Origin of the sequence: Ruminococcus sp. YE282, from assembly GCA_900101355.1 — a bacterium.
GTDB classification, from domain to species: Bacteria; Bacillota; Clostridia; order Oscillospirales; family Acutalibacteraceae; genus Ruminococcoides; species Ruminococcoides bromii_A.
On the sequence record FMUV01000001.1, the window covers coordinates 61,649 to 83,716 of the forward strand.

Sequence of the window (22,068 nt, forward strand, 5' to 3'; positions counted from 1 at the left end):
TATATAAGCGTACTAAATAAATTAATACAATTAGTTTTAAGGAGGGAGGACTGTTGTGTTTCAAATAGATTTTGCTTCACGTATTCCAATCTACGAACAAATTTGTACTAACATCATAAAACTTGCCTCAGCCGGCGTGTTAAAACCCGGTGATAGGATTCCTGCGGTAAGAACTTTGGCTACCCAGCTCGGAATTAATCCGAATACAGTTGCCAAATCTTTCAGGGAACTTGAGAACCGTGGTTATATATACTCGGTTGTGGGCAGAGGAAGCTACATTACCGAAGCACTTTCAGAAAACTCTGCGGCAAAATTGCTTGCGGTTGATGAGTTTAAGGGCGCATGCGAAAATGCACTTAATTTTGGAGTAAATAAAGAAGAACTTATTAAAATAATTGAGGATACTTTTGAAGGAGGGGAAAGTATTGATTGAAATCCAAAACCTTACGAAACGGTTTGATAAAGTAGTAGCGGTTGATAATATTTCACTTTCTATTCCCGAGGGCTCTGTTTTGGGTCTTGTGGGCAGCAACGGCAGCGGAAAATCTACTTTGCTTCGTGTGCTTTCGGGAGTTTACCAACCCGACAACGGAGAAGTAACCATAAATTCAGCTCCGTTGTTTGATAACCCTGCTGTAAAGGGAGAATGTTACTTTGTGCCCGACTTTCCGTTTTTTTATAATAACAGCACAATTAATAATGTAGCATTTCTTTACAGAAATCTTTATCCGAATTGGGACGAAAATCAATTTGTACACTATTGCACTTTGTTTCCGATTGATACAAATGCAAAGATTATTAATATGTCTAAAGGAATGCAAAGGCAGGCTGCCCTTATCTTGGCACTTTCGACCTGTCCAAAATATCTGTTTCTTGACGAAATTTTTGACGGCCTTGACCCTGTTGTACGTCAGATGCTTAAAAAAATAATTGTTGACCACGTGGCTGAATACAATTTGACAGTAGTCATTGCTTCGCACAATTTACGAGAACTTGAGGATTTGTGTGACCGTGTGTGTCTTATGCATAAGGGTAAAGTGCTTATTGAACGTGAAATTGATTCACTGAAAACGGGGCTTAGAAAGGTTCAGGTTGCCTTTACGGAAGTCCCCGATGTGCCTAATATGTTTGACGGCATAAATATCGTGAATATCCAGAGAAACGGAAATGTCTTTAATATAACAATAAGAGGTACCGAAAAGGAGTTTTTGCCAAAACTTAATGCGCTTAAACCGGCGTACATTTCGGCTTTGCCGCTTACGCTTGAAGAAATATTTATTAGTGAAATGGGGGCAGCAGGATATGACACAAACAACATCGTCTAAAAACAAATTGAAGTCAGCCTTCTCTTTATTTAAGTGGGAATTAAAATATTGCTCGGGCACATTGGCTGTGTATGCTATACTTGCGGCAGTGTTTATTATTGTTGTTTTAACCCTCACACTTTTGACAAATATACTGAATACAAACTCAGACTATTCAGATGTCGTAAATATGGCGGGTTACGCAGGCAATTTGTTGCAAGATACCGGCAAGGCGAATGTTCCGATAGTTGCGTTTCAATTTATATCTTCACAAATCATTTATTACCTGACAATTGTATTTACAATAATATATACCATAAGAGTATTTTCATACTTACATAACAAACGAAAGGCTGATTTATACGGCTCAATGCCAATCGGCAGAATTTCAATGTACTTTACACGCTGTATTACAGCGCTTGCATTTACGCTTATACCTGCATTATTCTTTTTGGGAATTATATCAATTGTCTCTTTGTGCTTCGGTCAACCGTTGATAAATGAAACCTCTATGATATATTTGCGTTTGATTATGGGTTCGGTTGCCTGCATTTCGGCTTATGGTCTGCTTGCTATATGCTGCGGAACAACATTAAACACGGTGTTTATGTTTATAATCACGTGTATTGCATATCCTGTTTCAACAATGTTTATAAACAGCATAATTAAATCATTTTTTATTGGGTTTTATAATGATTTTCTCAGCAACAGCTTTTTTAAGGATGCACTTAATCCGCTTGCGGCTTATAATGGAAGAAACATTGTATATTGGATAGTATTTTCAATAATATGCATTTGCGCTGGAGCATTGCTTATTAAAAGAAGAAAGTTTGAATATGCCCAGTCTTCATTTGCAATTTTTCTTCCATGCCACATTGTAAAAATTCTTATTTCATTCTTGGTAGGTATATTCCTTGGCTGTTTGTTTGGTTCACTCAACGTGTTTGGATACGGCTATTTAGGATTCCTGTTTGGTTTTGTTCTCGGCAGTGTTCCTGCATTCGTGATAAGTCATCTGATTTTTTATAAGGGTTTTGAAAAACTTATTAAATCATCAATTATGCTTGCAGGACTTATTGTAGTTGTCAGCGCATTTATTGCGGTTTGCAATTTTGACCCCTTCGGTTATAATAATTTTATCCCAAAGGTTGACGATGTCAAAAGTGCAGGCTATATTAATTTAAATTCCGTTTATAACAAGAACAATGACAGAATAGATAAGCTTGCCAAAAACGCCGCAGGAGACTTTGAGGATAATGAAAGCATATCAGAAATCATTGTAGGATATAATGCTTATTGTAATTATGTTAAAACAGGTTCAAGCGATAAATTCAGCAGTATATGGCCCAACTTTATACTTAGTGCCGTTGACCTTGCGAATACGGACAATATGGATTATTGCTTTGCATATAAGCTTAATAACGGTAAAATTGTGACAAGAGTATACTCCGCAAAAATATATGATTACTATCCAAGTATGGATAGCTTATTATATAACATTACATCATCAAAAACATATATCGAGAAATACTCCGCCATTATGAATGCCGATGCGGCATCTTTAGAGAATTTTGTAATTGAACCTCTTTATAATTCAAATTATACCGAATCAAGTTTTGCGATTAAAAAATCAAAAAAAGAAGGTACTGAAAATGCTGACGAAGATAAAGAAAAAATAATAGAAGCATTAAGAAAAGATATTGAAGCCGACCTCGGAAAAGACCTTGCAGAATCAAAGAAATTATATTCCGCTGATATTTACTCTGAAGATGAATACTATAATGCTAAAAATACCGTTGTATGCTTAATATCTGTGTCAATTCCAAAAGAGTCACTTCAAAATGATTTAAGCTTCGGACTGTTTTATCCAACAAATCAAATTTTTTATGACAATTCGGAGGATTACTTTATTCCATTGTCATATAAAAATACAATTCGAGTATTAAAAGAAATCGGCGTCCTTTGTGAAGATAATACAGCAAATAAAAGTTGTCCTTACAAGCAAGACTCAAATTCCGATGTAATTTATGAGTCCGGCGTAACATCCGGTAAAATTTACTACTAACCAGTAAAAAATAATGCCCTCACAATTTGTATTGTGGGGGCATTAAACTTTAAATTGTTTTTTATAATATTATGACTTAAAATAATTAAAATCAACCTTCACAGAAAGATATTCCGATAGACTTTGCGTACTGAATCAAGTCATAATCTTTTGGTACGGGTTTTGCTTTTCCTGCAATATCTTCAAGTCGGTTGCAGGTTACCTTATCGTTTTTCAGTGCTACGGTAAGGCCGTATTTTTCTTCCTTTATCAGCTTTGCGGCATATGCGCCAAATTCTGTTGCAAGCACTCTGTCATATGCCGACGGTGTGCCGCCCCTGAGGTAATGTCCCGGAATCATACTGCGGGTTTCAATACCTGTGTGTTCTGCAATATACTGAGTTACATGAGGAGTAACATTTGTTCCGCCTCTGCGTTTTACTCTTGTTTTGCGCTTTAATGTTTCCTCTTCTTTTGAAAGAGCACCCTCGGCAACAAGCACAATGGCAAAGTTACGCCCATCAGCCTTGCGCTTGAGAACCGCTTTGGCAACTTTTTCATAAGAGAACGGAAGTTCGGGCAAGAGGATAACATCAGCACCGCCTGCAATGCCTGAAAACAGCGACAACCAACCAACTTTGTTGCCCATACATTCAACAACAATTACTCTGGAGTGGCTTGTTGCGGTGGTGTGCAGTCTGTCCAAAACTTCTGAGGCAATGTCAACGGCAGTATGGAAGCCGAATGTTCTGTCTGTACCGAAAATATCATTATCAATAGTCTTTGGCAGTCCGATAACGTTTAAGCCTTTTTGTGACAGAAGGTTTGCCGTTTTGTGAGTTCCGTTGCCGCCGAGCGTCAAAAGGCAGTCGAGTCTTAGATTGTTATATGTCTTTATCATATTTGCAACCTTGTCAACACCGTCAGCACCGACTACCTGTATAGTCTTAAACGGCTGGCGTGAGGTGCCGAGGATTGTTCCGCCCAGAGGGAGGATTCCGTAGAAATCGGATTTGTTCATTTCTTTGTAATCACCGTTAATAAGACCTGTGTATCCGTTTAAAATACCGACAATTTCTACTTCATCGCCAAACATCTCGTAAAGCGCCTTTGCGGCTCCTCTGATTGCAGCGTTAAGACCCGGACAATCGCCGCCGCTTGTCAAAATTCCAACTCTTTTTTTCATTGTAACGCGCCTCCTATCTTTTCTCAGATGTATCTTTCTTTTTAACGTCAGAATTTGCAGCGTTTGAACGTGATTTGCGCTCCTGCTGACGTTTTTCCGCAGTTTCGGTTTCCCTGTATGCCTCGGCAAACAGCTCCATTTGGGCGTTGTGCGTTTTTGCATTTGCCGTAGGTACAACGTGATGATACTCCGCTTCGCTGTTCATTTCACGTGACTTTGTATTGTCGGCAAGACAGCATTTCATAATTCTGTTGAGTTTTGCCTTTGCTTTATAATCATAAACAGGAGTAGCAACCTCAACACGCTGAGAAGTGTTTCTGGTCATAAAATCGGCGGACGAAATATAGTATTTTTTATCTGTGCCTGCGCCGAAAATATATATTCTTGAGTGTTCAAGCAATCTGCCTACGATGCTGAATACTTTAATGTTATCCGTTTGGTCTTTTATTCCCGGAACAAGACAGCAAATTCCTCTTATTACCATCTTGATTGGAACTCCCGCCGTGGACGCCTCAATAAGCTTTCTTATGAGTTCCTTATCGGTCAGTGAATTTAGTTTTAGTTCAATTGCACACGGCTTGTTCTGACGTGCTTTTTCAATTTCTTCGTCAATAAGAGAGATTAATTTTGTTTTAAGTCCGAGTGGGGCAACCAAAAGTTCCTTGCTGTTTTCAACAAATTTGCCTTCTTTCAGGCATTTGAACACTTCTCGTGCGTCTGCAACTATGTCGGGATTTGAAGTGAACAGTGCAAGGTCTGTGTACAGTCTTGCTGTTGATTCATTAAAGTTACCTGTTCCAACCTGCACGATGTCGCCTTTTTCGTCATTCATTCCGATAAGCAGCAGTTTGCAGTGAACCTTATAGTTCGGCATTCCGAATATAATCTTGCAGCCGGATTCCTCAAGAATTTTTGACCAGTCAATATTATTTTCCTCGTCAAAACGTGCACGCAGTTCCACAAGGCAGGTGACTTTTTTACCGTTTTTTGCGGCATTGCTAAGTGCTTGTACAATTTTGGAATTTGAGGCAAGTCTGTAAAGCGAAATTTTAATCTGGTTTACACGTTTGTCAACAGCCGCCTCGTCAAGCAAGTCGATAAGTACCTGAATATCGTCGAACGGATAATTGAGAAGCAAATCCTTTTTTCTGATTCTGTCAAGCAATTTTCCTTTGCGGAGTGCAGGCGGATACTGCGGAGAAAGCGGAACATAGTAGAGCTTTGGATATTTGTGTTTGTCAAGTCTTTTCTCTACCAATGAGAAGAATCCCATATCAATCGGTGTTTCTTGTCTGAAAAGCTGTTTTTTGCCAAGGCATAAGTTGTGCTTAAGATGTTTAAGAATCCTTTCGCAGTTGTTTCCCTTGTATTTTAGCTCGACAGGGGCAAGACTGCCTCTAAGCTCAATAAGTCTTTCCATTGTTGAGCGAAAGTCCATATCAAAGTCATAAAGGCCTTCGTTTACGTCAATGTCGGCATTTCTGATTACCGAGAATATTATTTTTTCAGTTATTATGTTTTTGCCGAAGAAAAGGTCGGTAAACATAGTAACAAGGTCTTCCATCAGCATAAATCTGCAATTATCTGACGGCAAAAATACAGCGCGCGGCAATGATTTTCTGAGCGGTACAAGTCCGAATTTAAAACCGCCGTTTTTCTTTTGAAGGGTTACGCCGACAACCGGAACTCCGTTGTCAAAAAACGGAAACGGATGCTTTTTCTCAATAATAAACGGAGAAAGATAGGGAGCAACCTCGTGTTCAAAAATTCTTTGCAAAACAACCTTTTCGGCATTGGTTGCTGTTTCCTCTGTTACTTTGGTAAAGTATTTTTTTCCGTCGTTAAGTATTCCCTCAAATGCACTGTCTAGGCGCGGCATAAGTGCAGATGTGGCTTTAAAAATATGTTTAAGCTGCTTTTTGTACTCCTTTTTTAACTCTTCGTCGGTGTTGTCAGCGGCTACAAGCGCTTCGTCGGAAATTGAACCTACCCTTACACGGAAAAATTCATCGTAATTATTCTGAAAAATTGAGATGAATCTCATACGTTCCATAATAGGATTGTCTTTTGCTTCTGCTTCTTCAAGAACTCTTTCGTTAAATTTTATCCAACTGAGTTCTCTGTCTATAATCAAACTTTTATCTTTCAATTAAATTACACTTCCTTTACAATCTGTATTAATTTTGAATTTTTTTGCACGTTTAAGTACAAAACGACATCATTGTGCTCATTATACATTATAAATCAGAAAATATCCAGTATTATTTTGTAAAAATAATGTAAAGTTGAATTGTATTTTGTTAAATTTCGTAAACATTTTATAAATTCAGAAAGTTAAACAGATGTTGTAATTATGGTATACCCGATAATCAGTTTAATATTTTGGGCTTGCTAAATAAATATTTGGACAGTTAAAAGCAATTTAACCTATTTTTATCAAAAATTTGAATAAAGCAAAATTTTACCCGACGTTAATTGACAAATCAGGGAGAAAATGCGATAATAAAAAGGTATATCAAATGCAATTTATTTTGAGGAGAATCTATATGGCAAAGGAACTTGCAAAATCCTACAAGCCTTCGGACTTTGAGGATAAGATTTATGACTTCTGGCTGAAAGGCAACTACTTCCACGCAGAAGTGGACAAAGATAAAAAACCTTATACAATCGTTATGCCGCCGCCAAATATTACGGGACAGCTCCATATGGGCCATGCGCTTGACGAAACATTGCAGGATATTCTTATTCGTTGGAGAAGAATGCAGGGTTACAGTGCACTTTGGCTTCCGGGCACAGACCACGCTTCAATCGCAACCGAAGCTAAGATAGTTGAGGCTATGCGCAAAGAGGGAATCACCAAAGAGGACATTGGCAGAGAAAAGTTCCTTGAACGTGCTTGGGAATGGAAAAGAGTTTACGGCGGAAGAATTACAAGTCAGCTCAAAAAGCTCGGTTCAAGCTGTGACTGGGAACGTGAACGCTTTACAATGGATGAGGGTTGTTCAAAGGCGGTTAAAGAAGTTTTTGTAAGACTTTACGAAAACGGCAAGATTTACCGCGGCAACAGAATGGTTAACTGGTGTCCGCATTGCTGTACGTCAATTTCCGATGCTGAGGTTGAATATGAAGAACAACACGGTCATTTTTGGCATTTGCTTTATAAGGTAAAAGAAACAGGAGAATATCTTGAAATTGCAACCACCCGTCCCGAAACAATGCTCGGCGATACCGCCGTTGCAATCAACAAGGACGATGAGCGTTACAAGCACTTGCACGGTTGTCACGTTATTTTGCCTCTGCTTAATAAAGAGCTGCCGATTGTTTGCGATGAGCACGCCGATATGGAAAAGGGAACAGGTGTTGTAAAGATTACGCCTGCTCATGACCCTAACGACTTTGAAGTCGGTCAGCGCTGCAACCTGCCGATTGTTCGCTGCTTTACTTATGACGGACATATGACAGGCAAAAAAGACGTTGAAGAATATAATGAATTAAAGGCAAAGGGACAGCTCGCCGAAAATGAACCTGAGGTTCTTGACTGCGGAAAATATGCGGGAATGACCACTATGGAGGCAAGAGAAGCTATTCTTGCCGACCTCAAAGAAATCGGTGCCCTTAAAGAGGTTAAAGAGCATACCCACGATGTAGGTACTTGCTACCGCTGCCACACCACTATCGAACCAATGGTTTCAAAGCAGTGGTTTGTAAAAATGGAGCCTCTTGCAAAACCTGCAATTAAGGTTGTTAAAGACGGAAAAACAAAAATTATTCCTGAGCGCTTTGAAAAAGTTTACTATAACTGGATGGAGAACATCAAAGACTGGTGTATTTCACGTCAGCTTTGGTGGGGACACAGAATACCCGCATGGTATTGCGATGACTGCGGCGAAGTAATTGTTGCAAAGGAAGAACCAAAGGTTTGCCCAAAATGCGGCAAGACTCATTTGCACCAGGACGAAGATACCCTTGACACTTGGTTCAGTTCGGCACTTTGGCCGTTCTCAACCTTGGGCTGGCCTGATAAAACTCCTGAACTTGAGTATTTCTATCCTACAAACACACTTGTTACCGGATATGATATTATCTTCTTCTGGGTTGCAAGAATGATTTTCTCAGGCTGTGAATACACAGGAAAAGCTCCGTTTGATACCGTGTTTATGCACGGAATTGTTCGTGACGAAAATGGCATTAAGATGTCAAAGTCACTCGGCAACGGAATTGACCCGCTTGAGGTTATTGACAAATACGGTGCGGATGCGCTCAGATTTTTCCTTGCTACGGGCAATTCTCCGGGAAATGATATGCGTTACTCCGAAAAGCGTGTTGAGGCATGTGCTAACTTTGCAAATAAGCTTTGGAATGCTTCTCGTTATGTTCATATGAACATTGATGATTTTGATGTTAAGAATGAGCTTCCGTCAACTCTTACAACCGAGGACAAATGGATAGTTTCAACCCTTAACACCGTTGCCAAAGAAGTAAACGAAAACCTTGAAAAATTTGAACTCGGAATTGCGGTTCAAAAGATATATGAATTTATATGGGATTGTTACTGCGACTGGTATATCGAACTTGTAAAGGCAAGACTTTCAAGCGAGGGCGAGGATGCACAAAATGCCCGTCAGGTGCTCCTTTATGTACTTGACCAAATTTTGAGATTGTTGCATCCGTTTATGCCTTACATTACCGAGGAAATTTGGCAGACAATACCGCACAGCGGCGAGACAATTATGCTTGCTAAGTACCCTGAGTATAATTCATCTCTCGACTATCCGGAAGCTGCAAAAGAGATGGAGCGCATTATGGACGCTATCCGTGCAATCCGTAATCGCCGCAACGAGATGAATGTACCACCGTCAAGAAAGGCAAAGGTTTATGTTGCTACAAAATTCCCACAAACCTTTAAGGACGGCACTCAGTTTATCCAAAAACTTGCTTCCGCAAGCGAAGTTGAGGTTGCAGACAGTTTCTCAATTGACGGTGCGGTTACAATAGTTACTGCCGACGCAAAGATTTACATTCCTATGGACGAGCTTGTAGACAAAAAGGCTGAACTTGCAAGACTTAATAAAGAGCTTGAGCAGGTTAAAAAGCGCCTTGCTCAAAGCGAGGGCAAGCTTAACAACCAGGGCTTTGTATCTAAAGCACCCGAAGCTGTAATTGAAAAGGTTAAGGGACAGGCTGCAAAAGAAAGAGAACAGATTTCACTCATTCAGGCTGCAATCGAGGCTCTTAACTGATATATTTTAAATTAAGGCTGTACCGCAATACTAATTTGCGGCTCAGCCTTTTTATCTTTATAACAAAATATGATGAAGTAAAAAAATCACTTGACTGTGTCAAAGAATCAAAAATAAGAGTATAATAAAAATCAGAATATCAATAATAGAATTTGATAACAATCCAATAATCAAGGAGAATAAAGATATGAAAATATATTCAATAACATATGATAAGGTTCTTGATTTAAAACGTGCGGCAAATGAAAAATTTACGGATAAAATTCATTTTCACGACGCCTGCGGTGGACAGTATTTTAACCTTGAAACGCCAAATGCCGAGCTTCAGAAGTTTATTGTAAATTACTTTGAAAAGCAGGGAGTAACTGTTGTTTTTGCAGAGGATAATATGAATTTTCATCTTGAAAAACCGTAAGCTTCGATTAAATTTGTATGTATAATAAATTTCAGGTTTGATTTTAAAATCCTAAATTTGTAATTTTTTAGTTATCTTTTTACGGCAAAAGTTGCAATGTAACAAAATAAGGCTGCCGCCAAATCAGTGATTCAGCGGCAGTCTTATTAATTAGGTTAAAATATTATCCGATAAACATCTGTGTCCAATAGTTACCGTTAGCTGCGTAACCAACGCCGATTTGCGTAAAGTTTGCATTAAGGATGTTTGCACGGTGTCCGTCAGAATTCATCCATGCCGTTACAACGGCTTCCGGGCTTTGCTGTCCCATTGCAATATTTTCGCCGGCAGTGCGATAGCTTATGCCAAAGCTTTTCATCATATCAAACGGCGAACCGTATGTTGGTGAGTTGTGACTAAAGTATCCGTTGTCACGCATATCTTCCGATTTGATTCTTGCAACCCTTGACAGCTCTGTGTTTAATGTAAGCGGAGAAAGTCCTTTTGATGCTCTTTCTTTGTTAACAAGTTCAACTACCTGCTTTTCATAGCTTGAGACCTCACTTGTGTTTCCTTCGTTAGGTTCTGTCGTTTCAGGAACTGTCGGTTCTGTAACAGGCTGGGTTGTCGGTTGTGTAGGTTGCGGTGTTGTGGTAGGCTGAGTTGGCTGTGGTGTTTTTTCGTCCGTGTTGCCGCCTGTTATGCACTGATTATTGTCAGGCAAAATTCCGCATTTTTCAATTAGCGATTTTAGGTCATCTTCGGAATAAATTCCCTTTGAAACAAGGTTCTTAATGTCATCCGCATTGCATGTTCCTTTGTTTATAATCGCCTGAACATCTGATGTATCGGTTCCGCATTTCTCAATAAGGCTTTTTAAGTCAATTGAGTTTAGTGCCGAACAGTCATCTGAGACAAGCGCAGCATAATTTGAGTTGCCGTAAATTGACTGTACGTTTGCAAGATTGATATCTGTTGCACTTGCAGAAATTGTTGCGCTTGATGCGATGAGCACAGCGCTTAGTGTGAGAGCAGAAATTTTAAACATTTTTTTCATTTGAAAAACCTCCTGAAATAATTTGTTTGAAAGCTGTTTGCTCGTTGGCTTTCAAAATCTATTATACAGATTGATTGTGCAATATCAACACACAAATAATGGGTTATATTGCATTATTTGATTGATATGTCAAATACTATTAAACGTGTAAAAATATGTATTGTTTGTTGCCGAGCATATAACCGAATTTTAGACACTAAGGCGGTGGGTATAATATCAAAATTTCAGCAGAGTTATAATCTTTGACTAAACACCTGATGAGCTGATTCTCCTTGGCTTTTTTTTTGCTATCAAAGACAGCGTTGCTTCAATTTAAAATAAAATTTTGTAATATTTGCATGCGAGATTTATTATTTTGTTGATTTTTACGGGTTAAGGCTTTATACTAATAAAAGAGAATCAAAGAGGTGAAGTATTATGAGAAAACTATTATACAATGGCAAAAAGGTAATTACGGTATTTTTCCTTTTTGCGTTTGTGTTTTTCTCTTTGTTTACGGCAAATGCCGCAACTCCACCCGATACCACAGAAGAGAATCCCACGCAAAGTACAATTGCTACCGAGCCTGTACCCAACTATAAAGGGTTATTTGTAATTTCAAAGGATACAGAAAACTCATCTCAAAATTATACAAGTATATCCGAATCAGAGAATGCTTTGCTTATAAGCGGGGGTACTTCAACAATAACTAATGCCACCGTCAATAAAACCGGTGACGGCGACGATAAAAATGCCGATTTCTTCGGAACAAATTCTGCGGTGCTTACATATAACGGTGCGATTTTAAATTTGAATGACGGTTCTGTCAGCACAAACGGAAAGTATGCAAATGCGGTTTTCGCCTACAAAAACGGCACGGTTAATCTTTCTGATACTACCATTGGCACATCAGGCGATTATTCGGGTGGCGTTATGGTTGCCGACGGCGGAGCAATGTCTGTAAAAAACGCTACGGTCAGCACAACGGGCAATTCATCTGCCGCAATCAAAGGCGGAAAAGGCGGAGGAATGTTGACGGTAAACGGCGGAACATATTCTACGAGCGGCACAAATTCACCTGCAATTTATTCAACCGCAAACATAAGTGTTAATAATGCGATACTGACTTCAACAGCTTCCGAGGGTGCCGTTGTTGACGGAGCTAACTCAATTACTCTTGATAATGTAACCCTTAACGATACTAACTCAAACCTCAGTGAAAATTCTGAAACTTACAAAAATATTTTTCTATACAAGTCAGGGTCGGATGTTTTAAATACCGAAGCGTCTAAATTTACTGCAAAAGACAGTAAGATTACAACAAATAAAGGTGACACATTTTTTGTTACAAATACAGCCGCAGAAATTAATTTAACAAATAATACGATTGTCAATACCTCAGGAGATTTTTTGCGTATTCAAAAGGGAAAATGGGGAGAGGACGGCTCGAACGGCGGCAGAGTTACCCTTAATATGTCAAATCAAAATGTCAAGGGAAATGTGATTGTTGATGATGTTTCAACACTTGTTTTTAATTTGGACAATGAAAGCGTGTTTCAGGGAGCGATTGACTATGCCGATTCAGCAAAAAAGGTATCGCTTAAATTGTCCAAGGATTCGGTTGTTTCGTTAACGTCAGACAGTCATATTGACTTTTTAGAAAACGAGGACAGCACCAACGCAAATATTTACTTAAACGGTCATAAACTGTTTGTAAACGGTTTGAAAGTAAGCGGCAACAATACCCCTTATAATTCTGAAAATACTGAAACCACCGTTGAACAGCAAACTCAGGTTTCTGAAATTGCAACGGAATCGGTTACATCGGCTGATAAAGACAATAATGGTGTTGACAATAATTTGCTTACAATAATAATCATTGTTTCAACGGCAGTGTTAATTGCAATTTTAATAATTGTCATAGTTTCCGTAAAGAAAAGTCACGCTAAAGAAAAATCATCTGAATCAGATGGTTTGGCACCAAACAGCGAAAAATAAAACTGAATATAAAACCAATAATCAGCAGTTCGGGATTAATTTCGGACTGCTGTTGTCAACCAATTAGAAAATTAGGTTGACAAACTTGACGCAAAGTGATACAATGTCAACAGGTAACGAAAGAGAGGTTGACATTATGTCTGAATTAGCTGCAAAAAAGCCGAAGCTCACAATCCTTGCTATGTCACAAATAGCGGTTTGTGCTGCACTTCTGTGTGTTTCGGCATACATATCCATACCACTGCCGTTTATTCCCGTTCCGTTTACAATGCAGGTTCTTATGGTTGTGCTTGTTGCACTTATATTAAAGCCTGTATACGCACTCATAGCTCAGGTTTTATACACACTGCTCGGTGTTGTCGGTCTTCCTGTATTTTCGGGAGGTAAAAGCGGTTTTGGCACAATTCTTTCGCCAACAGGCGGATTTATTATCGGATTTATCATAGCCGCATTCCTTGTAAGCCTGCTTAAAGGCAAAAAGGATAATATTGTAAGGTTTATTCTTATTTCAATTTTTGTCGGAATACCTTGCATATATATCCCGGGTATTGCTTTTTATATGATATATGCAAATGCCGACCTGATTACTGCAATAACGGCACTTACATCAGTGTTCATAGTTGTTGATATTGCTAAATGCGTGATTGCTTCAATTCTTGCAATTCTCATAAGAAAGGCGCTTGTAAAGGCAAGATTGCTTTGATTTAAACCTGTTTTCCACCTTTAAGCGAAAATTGGGGTTAGGCAATTGGGGTTTAGTAGAAAAATAAATAATTTCATTTATAACCCGACAGCCTGTTTGTCGGAATTATAGAGAGTAAAAAGACATATAATGTATCAAAACCGGAGGTGCTTTTGTGCAAAAAGTTTTGAGTGCATTATATGTCTTTATTTTTTTGTTTTTATTTACTTTATGCGGTTGTCAAAGCAGCAGTGTTCAAAAACAAAAATCCCTTGTAACTGATTTTTCAGCCGATTTTTGTGCTGAATACAATGATATGAAGCTTAAGGGAAGCGTAGTTTCTAACAGGCAGGGAGTAATTGGAATTAATATTACCTCTCCCGATACAATAGCAGGTATTTCTGTTAATTACAAAGACGGAGAAGCCGAGCTCAAACGAGATAGTCTGATTTGCAGTGCAGATGAGGCGTATTTGCCGAGCAGCAGTTTTCCAAATCTGTTAAAAAATATATTGAGAGGCGTTTCTGACGGAAGAGCCGAGTTGTCTACTCAAAATGACGAAAGCAGTTGCTATAATTTAAAAATTGACAACGGTATTTGCATCATAACTGCGGATAAAAGCGGTAATATCGCAGAAGCTAAAATTGAAAATGAAAAATTTTACATACGGTTTTCTGAGCAGAAATCTCTTGAAAACTAAGACAGCACCACATAATATAAGTTCATATGTTCACCGTTTTTAAGACGGCGGGTTCTGTTCGGAATTTCAGTGAGAGTTAAGCCATACTTTCTCACCGAAATCCTGAGGAGTTAACGTTTCTTTGCACGGCTTGCAAGCAGAGAAGGGGATAGCTCTGATTTGAATTGAAATTCACAAATTCCACGCCCAAAAATAATATGTAATAGCTGTATAAATTTTTCCGGAAAGGCAAAAATATCAGTAGATTAATTATTTGGAGCGTGAAAGCTTTGACTATACACCGCGGAGACATTTACTATGCAGACCTAAGTCCTGTTGTCGGTTCGGAACAGGGCGGAATAAGACCCGTGCTGATTGTGCAAAACGACGTGGGCAATCGTTTTAGCCCAACCGTTATTGCCGCCGCAATAACCAGCCAGCAATCAAAGGCGAATCTTCCTACTCATATTCCGCTTATGGCAGATACCTCGGGGCTGTCAAAAGACAGCGTGGTTTTGCTTGAACAGGTGAGAACAATTGACAAAAAAAGACTTAAAGAAAAAATGGGAACAGTTGACGAGGACGCTATGAATCAGATTGACAACGCAATTTCAATATCATTTGGACTGAACGCATAATTTGTACTACATAAGTACAAAATTATTGTATGTTTAAAGCTTCTTAAGAGGCAAAGCAGTTTAAGTAAAATACAAAAGTCCCTCCTTATATTAAACAAGTCCGGTAAATATTTATTCTGCATCAAAGGGGGGACTTTTTCTATTGTTCGTTTTTTACGGACTTGTTCAAAAATGACTTATGTACATTTTGAAGACAGAATTTTTTTAAACTTATATTTAGAAATAGGTTAACGTTACTTTATTTTCAGCTAAAACAAAAGGGTCCGATTTCGGACCCTAAGTTTGTGTATTGTAATTTTATCAAGCATTGCTGAGTTCGCAGTTAAGATAATTGCGAATCTCCGCTTCGGTTGCAAGGTTCATAACTTTTTGCGCTATTTTGTCTGCCTTTGATTTGCTCCAGGACGAGATTTCCTTCCCGACCTTTAGCACGGTTGACGGGAAAACGCTGAATTCATCCAACCCAAACGAGATAAGCATTGGAATCATAAGAGGATTGGCAACGGCAACTCCGCACATACCCACAGGTATGCAGTTGTTTTTGCCGCTTTCAATTATGTTTTTTATCAATCTCAAAACGCTTGGCTGAAGTGCCGAATAGAGATATGAAACGTTTCCGTTGTTGCGGTCGCAAGCCATTGTATATCCTGTCAAATCATTTGTGCCGATGCTGAAAAAGTCTGATTCCTTTGCAAGCAAATCGGCTATAAGTGCCGCTGACGCAGTTTCAATCATAATTCCAATTTTGATATTCTTATCAAAACTGATGTTTTCCTGTGTCAGTTCGGATTTTGCTTCTTCAACAACAGCCTTGCACTCTCCTAGCTCTTCAACACATGTAATGAACGGAAACATTATTCTGATATCGCCTAATGTACTCGCTCTGAGAATAGCCCTTATTTGGCTTTTAAAAATATCTTTGTATTTAAGGCAGTACCTTACCGCTCTAAATCCCATGAACGGATTTTCTTCCGACGGTATTTTGAGATATGAAATCTTTTTGTCTCCGCCAATGTCAAGAGTTCTGATAGTCAAAGGTTTTCATTTTAGGATAACTGCAGCTCTTTTGTATGCTTCAAATTGTTCTTCTTCGGTTGGCAGTTCTTTGCTTTCCATAAATAAAAACTCGGTGCGAAACAATCCAACGCCCTCGCCGTCACATTCCAAAACCTTTTGTGCGTCATCAGGATTACCGATGTTACACAAAAGTTTGTATTGTGTTCCGTCGACAGACACGGTTGCACGTCCTCGGAATTTTTCAAGTTGTATTCGCTGATTGTTAAATTCAGCCTGCCTGTTAATGTAATCTTTAAGCATTACGCTGTTCGGCGCTGAAACTACAATTCCGTTTGTTCCGTCAACAATTGCCGTTGTACCCGGTTTAAGCAACTTTTCGGCGTACTCAACACACAATACGGTCGGAATCCCCAATGCTCTTGTAAGAATAGCCGAGTGTGAGGTTTTTCCTCCGCTCTCGGTTACTATTCCTACAATTTTTTGTTCACCGATTTGGGCTATCATTGAGGGAGTAAGTTCTTTTGCCACAAGTACAGTGTTTTCGGTAACATTGCTGATGCCAACTTTGTCAACGCCGAGCAAAATGCTGAGCATTTCGGAACCGATGTCTCTGACATCTTCGACTCGTTGTCTGATAATTTTATCTTTGGCAGCAGAAAAAATTTCAATAAACATATTGCAGACTTTTTCAACTGCCGCTTCGGCGCACAACCCCTTTTTGATGAGTGTTTCAAATTCATTGCTCATACAAGGCTCTTTAATCATTTGAATATGACTTTCAAGAATTTTTGATTCTTTTTCGCCTGCCGAACGTTTTAAAGTTGCAATTTGTTTGAGCTTGTTGCGATAAAATTTTTCGGTTGCGGCTTTGAACCGCTTCAATTCCGCATCAGTGTCAGTTACCAAACTTGGTGTGTATTCAAGAGATTGTTTTTCAACAATCATTATTTTACCTATTCCTATTCCTTCACATACCGGTGTTACTTTTAGCATACCCTCACCTTGCTTTTTGAACCATTTGTGTATCGGTTTTTAGTCGCCAAGTCCGCCTTCAATAAGCTGAGTTGCTTCTGCAAGTGCTTCTGATTCATCGGCTCCGTCACAAACAAGCTCAATTTCACTGCCGCATCTTATGCATGCTGCCATAATGTTCAAAAGGCTTTTGCCGTTGTATTCGTTGCCGTTGAATTTGATAGTAACTTTGCTCGAATATTTGCCCATTGCAGAGGCAAAAAGTGAAGCCGGGCGCATATGAAAGCCCTGCGGATTTACGAGTGTGAGTTTTTTTGATACCATAAAGAATCTCTCCTTATTTTGAGTATTATAAAACGTGCATATCGGCAAAGCCGGCACAGGTTTTATCGTTTATTATTGTCATAATGAGTGATTGGGGAAATCTTTTATAATTAATCTTCACTTTTTACGGAATCTTTGTCACATAAAAATTTTGGCTTGCGTATTATTGAAATCAACAGCATTGAGATAACTGAATCTGTTGCAAGCGCAAGCAGATACATAAGAGGATGGCTTACTGTGGCTACAACGAAGATTCCTCCGTGCGGAGCAAAAAGTGTGCATCCAAACATCCACGAAAGCCCTCCAGCAATTGCCGAACCAACGACACATGACGGGATAATTCGCAGCGGATGAACTGCGGCGTAGGGGATAGCACCCTCGGTTATAAATGACAGTCCGAATATATAGTTAATTGCGCCGTTTTTGCGCTCTGTTTCTGTCCATCTGTTTTTGAAAAATGTTGTGGAAAGTGCAATTGCAAGCGGAGGAACCATTCTGCCGACCATTACCGACGCCATAATTTTATAAGCTATAACCGGGTCGGAAAATTCATTTGCGGTAACGAGTGCCCCGGTAGCAAAGACATATGCGGCTTTATTAAACGGCCCGCCCATATCAACCGACATCATTCCTCCCAATATGCACCCAAGAAGAATACCAAGGTCATTTTCGCCAAGCCATATCAGTGCATCATTAATCCAAAGGTTCACAAACCCCATTATTGGATTTACAGCACACATTATCAAGCTGACAAGTGCAAGACCTGCAATAGGGTACAGCAGAACCGTTTTGATACCGTTGACGGATTTTGGCAGTTTGTAGCATAATCTTTCAAATAGCTTCATTATGTATCCTGCCGCAAAACCTGCAATCAATGCGCCTAAAAATCCCGACGGAAGTGTTTGCGAAGCGGATGGGTCTGAAAACGACGCGCCGTTTGTTGCCAGCAAACCCCCGACTATCCCACAAGGAGTCCGGGTCGGTCGGCAATGGATTCCGCAATGAATCCTGCAAGTACGGGAAGCATAAGGCTGAAAGCAAAATTACCTATGGTTTTGAACCATTTTGCAACTTCATTTACAGTTCCGAATCCTGAGAGACCGGCATATCCTGCGATTAAATCTATGAGATATGCCAATGCAATGAAAATTCCTCCTGCAACAACAAAAGGAAGCATATGTGATACGCCGTTCATAAGGTGTTTGTAGATTCTTCGCCTAAAGGTTTCGCTTGGAGGTGAAGCTGACGAAGGGCTTACCTGGTCACAGTAAAACGACGGCATTAAGTTGCTTGTAATTGAGGTGATTAATTCTTCCGGTTTATTAATTCCGTCAATAACTCGGGCAAAGCAAACGGGCTTTCCGTCAAAGCGTGAAACATCCACGCTCTTGTCAACAGCCACTATTATGCCGTCACATTGTGAAATTTCTTCGGCAGTAAGCGCATCCTTTACTCCGCCTGCACCGTTGGTTTCGACTTTTATGGATACCCCAAGTCTCTTAGCCGCCTTTTTCAGAGCGGCAGCAGCCATATATGTATGTGCAATTCCCGTTGGACACGCCGTCACGGCAAGCACTCTGTATTTTGTTTTTGATTTTTTTTCATTTACAAAATCTTCGGGAAATTTTTCGGCTTCTTTTGAATTAATTATTTTAAGAAATTCGCTTGCGCTTTTTGCCTGTTTAAGTCTGCTGACAAACTCGGCGTCCAAAAGCAATTGCATGAGCCTTGAAAGCACATTAAGGTATTCGTCGCCGTCTTCTGTTGCGGCAATCATAAATATCAGCTTGCATGGCTTGCCGTCAGGTGAGCCTAAGTCAACTCCGTCGGGAACGGTTATGGCGGCAAGCGAAGGTACTTTTACTGCCGAGCACTTGGCGTGGGGGACAGCAATTTCCATTCCGACGGTTGTAAGGTCTATTTCTTCACGTTTTAAAATTTCCTTTTTAAATTTGTCTGAATCAATTAAATTTCCGCAGGTTCGGTGCAAAGATACGAGCCTGTCAATTGCTTCTGCTTTATCGGCGACTTTTACGCCTATTGCAATGCCGTCAATTTGGAGTAAATCAGAAATTCGCACAGACTCACCTCTTTTGCAGTTTATTTAAAATAGAATTTATGTCTTCTTCTTTTGCAAGCGTATCTGAAAAAGCCGTTGCTATTCCGCAGGCACTTGCAAGGTCGAGCGCATATTTGTAATCGGCAGTTTTTTCATATCCTGCCAAAAATCCCGCTACCATTGAATCTCCTGCGCCGACAGTGAATTTTGTTTTTCCTTCAACAATTCCTTGCGTGTGTATGTTGCCGTATTCGTCAACCAGAATAGCTCCGTCTTTTCCCAGCGAAACAAGTACGTTTTGCGCTCCCGTATTACGGAGTTTTAAAGCGTATTTTTCTATTTCAGAATTATCATTGATTTCTACGTTGAAAATTTCAGAAAGCTCCTGCTTGTTTGGTTTTACCAAAAACGGTCTGTATTTTAATGTATTGGTTAAAAGTGTCTTTGAGGCGTCAACAACCGTCCTGATGTTTTTATCCGAAACAGTACGAAGTATTTCGGCATAGATGTTATAATCCATCATTTTCGGAACGCTTCCGGCAAGTACCAAAGTATCACCGTCGTTTATTAAGCTGATTTTTTGCATCAGAGTTTTAAGCTCTTCTGTATTGGGAGCTTGTCCGGGAGCGTTGATTTCGGTTTCTTTGCTTGAACTGATTTTTATATTTATTCGAGAACAACCGTTTTTCAGTTTGATAAAATCGGGTGTAATATTATTATCGGAGATTCCGCTTTTTATTGCATCGCCTGTAAATCCTGCGATAAATCCCAGGGCAACGCTTTTAATTCCAAGCTGAGAGAGTACGGCAGAAACGTTTATGCCTTTTCCGCCGAAATGAAAGCTTTGAGAAACGGCACGGTTGGTTGAACCGTATATAAGATTGTCAACATTTACAATGCAGTCAATTGACGGATTGAGCGTTACGGTATAAATCAAGTGCTTCCCTCCCAACAGCAAATATTAAGTATATAAATATATACTTAAATTATAACATGCAATTTGTCAAAGTAAAGTGTTTTAATTTATTAACAGACTAATCTGTCGTAATTATAAAACAGTCATAAATATAAGGGGCTAACCGATGAAATCAGCCAACCCCTTTATGCTCTGAAAAATTTTATAAGTTCATCAAGTGGTTATATTCTGTCGGAACATCGTAATATACGTTATATTCGCTCCATTGTATCCAAACAGAAGTTCTTGCGCCGCCGTTTGAAATAAACGAGTGTATTTCGCATAAGGACCATAATTATGTAGTAGGGTCCTGCTGGCGTATTTTCATGCTGTGTTCTTCTTGCGACTGACTGTAAACAAGATCGTCAAGTACTGTACGTGAGGAAATGGTTCTGTTGTCCAGAGTCAGCACTTCAATTGTTCTGCCGCCATAAATGGTTGTTCTTCGTATATCCGTAAGAATCGGGGTGGCTGTATCTTTAGGAGCAACGCTGATTCTTAAGGAAGTGGTTGAGGTGTTTTGATAAGTCAATATCAAATTTTTAAGAGGTATTGAAAGTGTACTGCCGGTTGCTGAAGGGTTAATGTGATATTCAGTAAGCGGTGCAATAAGGTTTGGGGTGGTTATATTCTGTGTTGATGTTTTAAAGTTAACCTTATAGCTGAGAGGTGTGTTTTCGGCAACTGTAATTACAGGCGTTTCTCCCTGTTCGCCCTGTGGTCCTACATCGCCCTTTTCACCTTGAATACCCTGTATTCCTTGTTCACCTTGCAGACCTGTTTCGCCCCTTTCGCCTTGAGGTCCGATGTCACCTTTATCTCCTTTTTCTCCCTGTGGGCCAATGTCACCTTTTTCTCCTTGTGGTCCGGTGTCACCTTTATCTCCTTTTTCTCCCTGAGGACCGATATCGCCTTTGTCACCTTTAGGGCCTTGCTCACCTTGTGGTCCAATGTCGCCCTTTTCGTCCTGAACGCCTTGGATACCCTGCTCGCCTTGAGGTCCGGTATCACCTTTATCTCCTTTTTCGCCCCGAGGACCGGGACAACCCGAGTCGCCTTGTATACCTTGTGGACCTGTTTCACCCTGCGACCCTTGTTCACCGACAGGACCCTGTTCTCCGGCAGGACCGCGCGCACCCTGCTCACCGCGTTCTCCTTTAGGCCCTATTGGACCACGAGGACCAACATCGCCCTTAGGGCCAATCGGACCCCTATCGCCCTTAGGACCTATCGGTCCCGGATTTCCCTGTATTCCTTGTATTCCCATCACACCGGGATCGCCTTTAGGACCTGCTTCGCCTCTGACACCCTGAGGTCCGCGGTATCCCATAGGTCCCATCGGTCCACGAGGACCAACCGGACCCTGACATCCTGTTTCGCCTTTAATTCCTCTTGGACCCATAGGTCCCTGTTCGCCTCTCGGTCCTTGCTCGCCTTTAGGACCTTCAGGACCCATAGGCCCCTGTATAGTTACATATGTGTTGCTTTCGCCCGAGTTTCAGCAACAGTGTCTGTTAGTTTTCGTATAATCATTTGGGTC

General features: G+C 40.0%; 15 protein-coding genes and 2 pseudogenes. 9 read left to right on the forward strand and 8 right to left on the reverse strand.

Annotation, left to right across the window (positions count from 1 at the left end; all coding sequences use genetic code 11):
• The first annotated feature begins 55 nt into the window (after positions 1-55).
• The 3 genes from BLP46_RS00325 to BLP46_RS00335 are packed head-to-tail and all read left to right on the forward strand — an operon-like array spanning position 56 to position 3,369.
• Positions 56-433, forward strand: a complete 378-nt coding sequence (locus tag BLP46_RS00325; protein WP_092973891.1) for a GntR family transcriptional regulator — start codon at positions 56-58, stop codon at positions 431-433.
• The gene (locus tag BLP46_RS00330; RefSeq protein ID WP_092973896.1) at positions 426-1,325 is read left to right on the forward strand and encodes an ABC transporter ATP-binding protein; all 900 of its coding nucleotides are present in this window, start codon (positions 426-428) and stop codon (positions 1,323-1,325) included. Before BLP46_RS00325 ends, BLP46_RS00330 begins: the two co-directional genes overlap by 8 nt.
• Positions 1,303-3,369 carry an ABC transporter permease gene (locus tag BLP46_RS00335; protein WP_092973901.1) on the forward strand — a complete coding sequence of 689 codons (2,067 nt, stop codon included), beginning with the start codon at positions 1,303-1,305 and terminating at the stop codon, positions 3,367-3,369. Before BLP46_RS00330 ends, BLP46_RS00335 begins: the two co-directional genes overlap by 23 nt.
• Before the next feature lie 91 nt (positions 3,370-3,460).
• On the opposite strand, the gene BLP46_RS00340 is transcribed toward BLP46_RS00335, so the two are convergent.
• Both BLP46_RS00340 and ppk1 read right to left on the reverse strand, forming a co-directional pair.
• Positions 3,461-4,534, reverse strand: a complete 1,074-nt coding sequence (locus BLP46_RS00340) for a 6-phosphofructokinase (protein ID WP_092973905.1) — start codon at positions 4,532-4,534, stop codon at positions 3,461-3,463.
• A 13-nt stretch (positions 4,535-4,547) separates the two neighbouring features.
• Positions 4,548-6,683, reverse strand: coding sequence for a polyphosphate kinase 1 (gene ppk1, locus BLP46_RS00345; protein ID WP_092973909.1), 2,136 nt, complete (start codon positions 6,681-6,683; stop codon positions 4,548-4,550).
• A 397-nt stretch (positions 6,684-7,080) separates the two neighbouring features.
• Between ppk1 and BLP46_RS00350 the strand changes: the two genes are divergently transcribed.
• Complete coding sequence (locus tag BLP46_RS00350) at positions 7,081-9,774, forward strand: valine--tRNA ligase (RefSeq protein WP_092973912.1); 2,694 nt, start codon at positions 7,081-7,083, stop codon at positions 9,772-9,774.
• Between the two features lie 187 nt (positions 9,775-9,961).
• Positions 9,962-10,189 carry an RDAC family protein gene (locus BLP46_RS00355; protein ID WP_092973915.1) on the forward strand — a complete coding sequence of 76 codons (228 nt, stop codon included), beginning with the start codon at positions 9,962-9,964 and terminating at the stop codon, positions 10,187-10,189.
• 163 nt (positions 10,190-10,352) lie between these two features.
• Here BLP46_RS00355 and BLP46_RS00360 read toward each other — a convergent pair whose 3' ends face one another.
• Positions 10,353-11,225 carry a CAP domain-containing protein gene (locus BLP46_RS00360; RefSeq protein WP_207645188.1) on the reverse strand — a complete coding sequence of 291 codons (873 nt, stop codon included), beginning with the start codon at positions 11,223-11,225 and terminating at the stop codon, positions 10,353-10,355.
• Positions 11,226-11,642: 417 nt separating this feature from the next.
• Between BLP46_RS00360 and BLP46_RS00365 the strand changes: the two genes are divergently transcribed.
• The 4 genes from BLP46_RS00365 (at position 11,643) to BLP46_RS00380 (ending at position 15,201) form a co-directional block, all read left to right on the forward strand.
• Positions 11,643-13,202 carry a hypothetical protein gene (locus BLP46_RS00365; RefSeq protein WP_092973918.1) on the forward strand — a complete coding sequence of 520 codons (1,560 nt, stop codon included), beginning with the start codon at positions 11,643-11,645 and terminating at the stop codon, positions 13,200-13,202.
• Between the two features lie 85 nt (positions 13,203-13,287).
• Positions 13,288-13,905: a biotin transporter BioY gene (locus tag BLP46_RS00370; protein WP_318259382.1), complete on the forward strand. Its 618-nt coding sequence runs from the start codon at positions 13,288-13,290 to the stop codon at positions 13,903-13,905.
• A 154-nt stretch (positions 13,906-14,059) separates the two neighbouring features.
• Entirely contained in the window at positions 14,060-14,584 is a 525-nt protein-coding gene (locus BLP46_RS00375) for a hypothetical protein (protein ID WP_092973921.1), read from the forward strand.
• Between the two features lie 269 nt (positions 14,585-14,853).
• Positions 14,854-15,201, forward strand: coding sequence for a type II toxin-antitoxin system PemK/MazF family toxin (locus BLP46_RS00380; protein ID WP_092973924.1), 348 nt, complete (start codon positions 14,854-14,856; stop codon positions 15,199-15,201).
• 300 nt (positions 15,202-15,501) lie between these two features.
• Here the strand turns inward: BLP46_RS00380 and ptsP are convergent.
• From ptsP to BLP46_RS00405, 5 genes and pseudogenes are all read right to left on the reverse strand, one after another.
• A pseudogene (gene ptsP / locus BLP46_RS00385) lies at positions 15,502-17,211 on the reverse strand (phosphoenolpyruvate--protein phosphotransferase).
• 39 nt (positions 17,212-17,250) lie between these two features.
• On the reverse strand, positions 17,251-17,514 hold the full coding sequence (locus BLP46_RS00390; RefSeq protein ID WP_092973927.1) for an HPr family phosphocarrier protein: 264 nt from the start codon (positions 17,512-17,514) through the stop codon (positions 17,251-17,253).
• A gap of 110 nt (positions 17,515-17,624) precedes the next feature.
• Positions 17,625-19,594: pseudogene (locus BLP46_RS00395) on the reverse strand (PTS fructose transporter subunit IIABC).
• A 4-nt stretch (positions 19,595-19,598) separates the two neighbouring features.
• On the reverse strand, positions 19,599-20,510 hold the full coding sequence (gene pfkB / locus BLP46_RS00400) for a 1-phosphofructokinase (protein WP_092973930.1): 912 nt from the start codon (positions 20,508-20,510) through the stop codon (positions 19,599-19,601).
• A 313-nt stretch (positions 20,511-20,823) separates the two neighbouring features.
• A complete protein-coding gene (locus tag BLP46_RS00405) occupies positions 20,824-21,984 on the reverse strand; it encodes a collagen-like domain-containing protein (protein WP_092973933.1) in 1,161 nt (386 codons plus the stop codon).
• Positions 21,985-22,068 lie beyond the last annotated feature (84 nt).

What these genes read in the sequence shown, in the direction of transcription:
- BLP46_RS00365 (WP_092973918.1), top strand. Translation starts at nt 11,643, where the DNA reads ATGAGAAAACTATTATACAATGGCAAAAAGGTAATTACGGTATTTTTC.
- BLP46_RS00355 (WP_092973915.1), top strand. Translation starts at nt 9,962, where the DNA reads ATGAAAATATATTCAATAACATATGATAAGGTTCTTGATTTAAAACGT.
- BLP46_RS00405 (WP_092973933.1), bottom strand. Translation starts at nt 21,984, where the DNA reads ATGGGTCCTGAAGGTCCTAAAGGCGAGCAAGGACCGAGAGGCGAACAG.
- BLP46_RS00390 (WP_092973927.1), bottom strand. Translation starts at nt 17,514, where the DNA reads ATGGTATCAAAAAAACTCACACTCGTAAATCCGCAGGGCTTTCATATG.
- BLP46_RS00360 (WP_207645188.1), bottom strand. Translation starts at nt 11,225, where the DNA reads ATGAAAAAAATGTTTAAAATTTCTGCTCTCACACTAAGCGCTGTGCTC.
- BLP46_RS00340 (WP_092973905.1), bottom strand. Translation starts at nt 4,534, where the DNA reads ATGAAAAAAAGAGTTGGAATTTTGACAAGCGGCGGCGATTGTCCGGGT.
- BLP46_RS00335 (WP_092973901.1), top strand. Translation starts at nt 1,303, where the DNA reads ATGACACAAACAACATCGTCTAAAAACAAATTGAAGTCAGCCTTCTCT.
- BLP46_RS00350 (WP_092973912.1), top strand. Translation starts at nt 7,081, where the DNA reads ATGGCAAAGGAACTTGCAAAATCCTACAAGCCTTCGGACTTTGAGGAT.